The sequence below is a fragment of the Hydrogenophaga sp. 70-12 genome (genome assembly GCF_001897365.1).
GTDB classification, from domain to species: domain Bacteria; phylum Pseudomonadota; class Gammaproteobacteria; order Burkholderiales; family Burkholderiaceae_C; genus Hydrogenophaga; species Hydrogenophaga borbori.
Window position 1 is genome coordinate 1 of sequence record NZ_MKSS01000121.1, and the last position, 4,392, is coordinate 4,392.

A 4,392-nucleotide genomic window follows, 5' to 3' on the forward strand; every position below is an offset into this window, starting at 1 on the left:
CCGTGCCCGTCAGCTGCTCCATGCTCGCCGCCGTCTCCTGCAGGTTGCTCGCCGTCTGCTCCGTGCGCGCGCTCAGGTCCTGGTTGCCCGTTGCGATTTCCCGCGAAGCGGTGTTGATGCTGTCCGCCGCCGTGCGCAGCTGGCGCATCATGTCCAGGAAGCGCTGGCGCATGGCCTCGACCTCGGTCACCAGCGTGCCGAGCTCGTCGCGCCGCGTGGTGTGGAAGGCCTGCGTGAGGTCGCCCTGGGACACGGTGGTCACGGCGTTGGTGAGCTCGCGCAGCGGCGCGCTCACGCTGCGGCGGATCAGCACGAACAGTCCGCCGCCGAGCAGCAGGGTCGTGAGCAGCAACAGGCCCCAGAACAGGTACATCATGCGCCAGTGCGAGGCCATGGCCTCGTCGTCGGACACCTCGGCGATGACCCACCAGCCGCTGGCGCTGGTGTCTCGCTTGACCGCCCAGGGCCGGGCGATCTGCGGGTTCAGCAGGGCGCTGGCGTGACGCACGAACACGTCCTGACCCGCGCGCATTTCGTCCAGCATAGGGCCGGCCTCGGGGTTCACCTCCAGCACCTTCTTGCCCGCCAGCGCGGGCGGCGAGACGAACAAGGCCTCGGCATTGGCCGCGCGCGGATCGATGATCAGCGTGCCCCCCGACTGGAAGTAGGTGGCGTCGGTCACGAGCTTGTCCAGCGAGGCCTGGAAGTCGCGGATGTCGAAGCCGATGAACAGGATGCCGACCACCTGGCCCGCGGCGTCCTTCACGGGCTCGTAGTGCGCCATGTAGGCGGTGCCGAACAGCACGTCGCGGCCGGTGAAGGGCTTGCCCTGCAGCATCAGCGGGTACGCCGGGTGGTTGCGCGCCAGCGTGGTGCCGACGGCACGTTCACCGTTCTCCTTCTTCTGCGAGGTGCTGATCCGCTCGAAGTCGTCGCCCTTGCGCATGAAGATGGTGGCCACGCCGCCGTTGGCCAGGTGGAAGGAGTCGGCCTCGCTGTGGTCGCCGTTGAGCAGCATGCCCCAGCTCTTGAGCATGCCGTTGGCGACGTCGAGCTCGAAATGCTCGGCGAATTTCTTGCGATAGGGCTGGTAGGCCCGCTCGGTCATCATGCGCGCCGTCGCGTCGAAGGCGTCGACCGAGTCGGCCAGGGCCGCGGCTTTGTCGCCGGCGGCGTCGGCCAGGCGCGTGCGCGAATTGCCTTCGACCACGAAGGCCAAACTGATGCTGATGATGGCCAGCGTACCAGCCAGCAGCGCCACGGCCTGCAGGGACAGGCGGCGTGCCACCGAGGCGCCGCTCTTGTTCTCTTGGGTGTTCTTGGCGGGGAACATGGTCTGGTGTCTCCTTCCACGGGATGGCCTCGAGGGCCGGAGTCGGGCTTACTGCAGCGACTGGGCGCCTTCGATCAGGCCCATGTCGGCGCTGGACATGAGGGCCTCGATGTCCATGAGGATCAGCATGCGTTCGCCCACGCTGGCGATGCCGGTGATGAAGCTGGTGTCGACCGAGGCGCTCATCTCGGGCGCCGGCTTGATCAGGTCGCCAGCGAGCTCCAGCACGTCGGACACCGAATCGACCACGGCGCCGACCACGCGGCCGCGCACGTTGAGCACGATGACCACGGTGAAGCCGTTGTATTCGACCTTCTCGCAGCCCAGCTTGATGCGCAGGTCCACCACCGGCACGATCACGCCGCGCAGGTTGACCACGCCCTTGATGAAGCTCGGCGCGTTGGCGATGCGCGTGGGCTCCTCGTAGGAACGGATTTCCTGTACGCGCAGGATGTCGATGCCGTACTCCTCCGCGCCCAGGCGGAAGGTCAGGAACTCCGCGCTGGCGGCGGCCTGGGCGGCGGAGCGCGCGCCGTCTTCGCGGGCGATGTGGGTGGCTTCGTTGCGCATGTCCATGGCTGGCTGTCCTCTTGCAAGAAAGGAATGGGAATAGGGGTGAAGGGACTATCGGCCGAGGCGGCGTGGTCTGAAGTCGGAAAAAGGACGACAAACCCGGGCCTATCGGGCAGCGGTGCGGCGACCTGGCGTCTATCTGAGTACCAAAGCATTCGGCGGATCGCCCTGGCGGCCACCGGGGCGCGCGGCCTCTGCTAACTTCCGGCCATGTCCACCCACCTCGACCCCACCCCCGCCATCGACAGCGACCACCCGGCGATCCGTGCGTTTGCGCACGAACACGCGCGCGGCGACTCGGTGCGCGAACGTTCGGTGGCGCTGTACCTGGCCGTGCGCGACCGGGTCCGCTACGACCCCTACCGCATCGACCTCTCGCCCGCCGGCATGCGCGCCAGCACCACGCTGGGCCTGGGGTATGGCTGGTGCGTGCCCAAGGCGGTGCTGATGGCGGCCGTGGCGCGCGCCGCCGGCATCCCGGCCCGGCTGGGCTTCGCCGACGTCAAGAACCACATGAGCACCGAGAAACTGCGCCGCACCATGGGCAGCGACGTCTTCGTGTGGCACGGCTACACCGAACTCTGGATCGACGGCGCCTGGCGCAAGGCCACGCCGGCCTTCAACCTGTCCCTGTGCGAGAAGTTCGGCCTGCTGCCGCTGGAATTCGACGGCGTGCACGACTCTCTGTACCACCCCTATGACCGGGCCGGCCAACGCCACATGGAGTATGTGAACGAGCGCGGCAGCTTCGACGACCTGCCGCTGGAGCGCATCACCGCCGACTTCGCGGTGATCTACCCGGGCTTCGGCCAGGCCGCGCCCGAAGGCGACTTCGCCGAGGACGCGGCGCGCGAGAACGCCGCGCCCTGAGGCCGCCCTTTACTTGGAGAAGCGGAACACCGCGGTGCTGGCCATCAGGTTGGGCAACACGCGTACCTCGCGGCCTTCGTGCAGGCCGAAGCCATCCTCCACCGTGAGGCCGTTGCGCCGCGCCAGCACCTCGAAGGGCCTGGGGTATGGCTGGTGCGTGCCCAAGGCGGTGCTGATGGCGGCCGTGGCGCGCGCCGCCGGCATCCCGGCCCGGCTGGGCTTCGCCGACGTCAAGAACCACATGAGCACCGAGAAACTGCGCCGCACCATGGGCAGCGACGTCTTCGTGTGGCACGGCTACACCGAACTCTGGATCGACGGCGCCTGGCGCAAGGCCACGCCGGCCTTCAACCTGTCCCTGTGCGAGAAGTTCGGCCTGCTGCCGCTGGAATTCGACGGCGTGCACGACTCTCTGTACCACCCCTATGACCGGGCCGGCCAACGCCACATGGAGTATGTGAACGAGCGCGGCAGCTTCGACGACCTGCCGCTGGAGCGCATCACCGCCGACTTCGCGGTGATCTACCCGGGCTTCGGCCAGGCCGCGCCCGAAGGCGACTTCGCCGAGGACGCGGCGCGCGAGAACGCCGCGCCCTGAGGCCGCCCTTTACTTGGAGAAGCGGAACACCGCGGTGCTGGCCATCAGGTTGGGCAACACGCGTACCTCGCGGCCTTCGTGCAGGCCGAAGCCATCCTCCACCGTGAGGCCGTTGCGCCGCGCCAGCACCTCGAAGTCGGCGTAGGTGCCGACGCGGATGTTGGGCGTGTCGTACCACTGGTAAGGCAGGCGTTTGGTCACTGGCATGCGGCCCTGCAGCACGGCCAGGCGGTTGGGCCAGTGCGCGAAGTTGGGAAAGGCCACCACGCCGATGCGGCCCACGCGCGCGGTCTCGCGCAGCATGGTCTCGGCGTTGCGCAGGTGCTGCAGGGTGTCGATCTGCAGGACCACGTCGAAAGCGTTGTCGCCGAACATGGTCAGGCCCTCTTCGAGGTTGAGCTGCAGCACGTTGACGCCGCGCTGCAGGCAGGCCTGCACCTCGGCGTCGTCGATCTCCACGCCGTAGCCCGTGCAGCCGCGCGTGGCCTGCAGGTGGGCCAGCATGGCGCCGTCGCCGCAACCCAGGTCGAGCACGCGCGAGCCCGGCGGCACCAGGCGTGCGATGGAGTGAAGCACATGGCGTTCGGTCATGGCGAAACCTCCGCGCCGGGCGCCGCGGCGTGAGCGCCGTCGGGTGGCCGGGCGGCGCCCACCGCGCCCCCACCAACGGTGTGCTGGAAGAAGCTGCGAACGGCCGCGTGGTAGCGCGGGTCGTCGAGCAGGAAGGCGTCGTGGCCGTGCGGCGCGTCGATCTCGCAGTAGCTGACCTCGCGGCGGTTGTCGAGCAGGGCCTTGACGATCTCGCGGCTGCGCGCGGGGGAGAAGCGCCAGTCGGTGCTGAAGCTCACGAGCAGGAACTTGGCCTGCGCGCGCGCCAGCGCGGCCGCCAGCCGGCCACCGTGTTCGCGCGCGGGGTCGAAGTAGTCGAGCGCGCGCGTGATGAGCAGGTAGGTGTTGGCGTCGAAGTACTCGCTGAACTTGTCGCCCTGGTAGCGCAGGTAGCTCTCGATCTGGAACT

Annotated in this window: 6 protein-coding genes and 1 pseudogene; 2 read left to right on the plus strand and 5 right to left on the minus strand. The window is 68.6% G+C overall.

Annotated elements, in window-relative coordinates; genetic code table 11:
* Positions 1-1,333, minus strand: a 1,333-nt coding sequence (locus BGO22_RS07715) for a methyl-accepting chemotaxis protein (RefSeq protein ID WP_286849896.1), incomplete at its 3' end; no start/stop codon positions are given.
* Between the two features lie 48 nt (positions 1,334-1,381).
* Entirely contained in the window at positions 1,382-1,909 is a 528-nt protein-coding gene (locus BGO22_RS07720; protein ID WP_070399706.1) for a chemotaxis protein CheW, read from the minus strand.
* Between the two features lie 207 nt (positions 1,910-2,116).
* On the opposite strand from BGO22_RS07720, the gene BGO22_RS07725 reads away from it, so the two are divergent.
* Positions 2,117-2,776, plus strand: coding sequence for a transglutaminase-like domain-containing protein (locus tag BGO22_RS07725; RefSeq protein ID WP_286849900.1), 660 nt, complete (start codon positions 2,117-2,119; stop codon positions 2,774-2,776).
* A gap of 9 nt (positions 2,777-2,785) precedes the next feature.
* Here the strand turns inward: BGO22_RS07725 and BGO22_RS07730 are convergent, their stop codons facing one another.
* On the minus strand, positions 2,786-2,941 hold the full coding sequence (locus BGO22_RS07730; protein ID WP_502686441.1) for a hypothetical protein: 156 nt from the start codon (positions 2,939-2,941) through the stop codon (positions 2,786-2,788).
* Between BGO22_RS07730 and BGO22_RS07735 the strand changes: the two genes are divergently transcribed.
* The gene (locus tag BGO22_RS07735; protein WP_502686442.1) at positions 2,934-3,374 is read left to right on the plus strand and encodes a transglutaminase domain-containing protein; all 441 of its coding nucleotides are present in this window, start codon (positions 2,934-2,936) and stop codon (positions 3,372-3,374) included. The two genes, BGO22_RS07730 and BGO22_RS07735, sit on opposite strands and share 8 nt — an antisense overlap.
* A 9-nt stretch (positions 3,375-3,383) precedes the next feature.
* Here the strand turns inward: BGO22_RS07735 and metW are convergent, their stop codons facing one another.
* Both metW and BGO22_RS07745 read right to left on the minus strand, forming a co-directional pair.
* The gene (metW, locus tag BGO22_RS07740) at positions 3,384-3,965 is read right to left on the minus strand and encodes a methionine biosynthesis protein MetW (protein WP_070399704.1); all 582 of its coding nucleotides are present in this window, start codon (positions 3,963-3,965) and stop codon (positions 3,384-3,386) included.
* Positions 3,962-4,392, minus strand: a pseudogene (locus tag BGO22_RS07745) (hypothetical protein); the annotation flags it as partial. The pseudogene BGO22_RS07745 and the gene metW, both read right to left, overlap by 4 nt.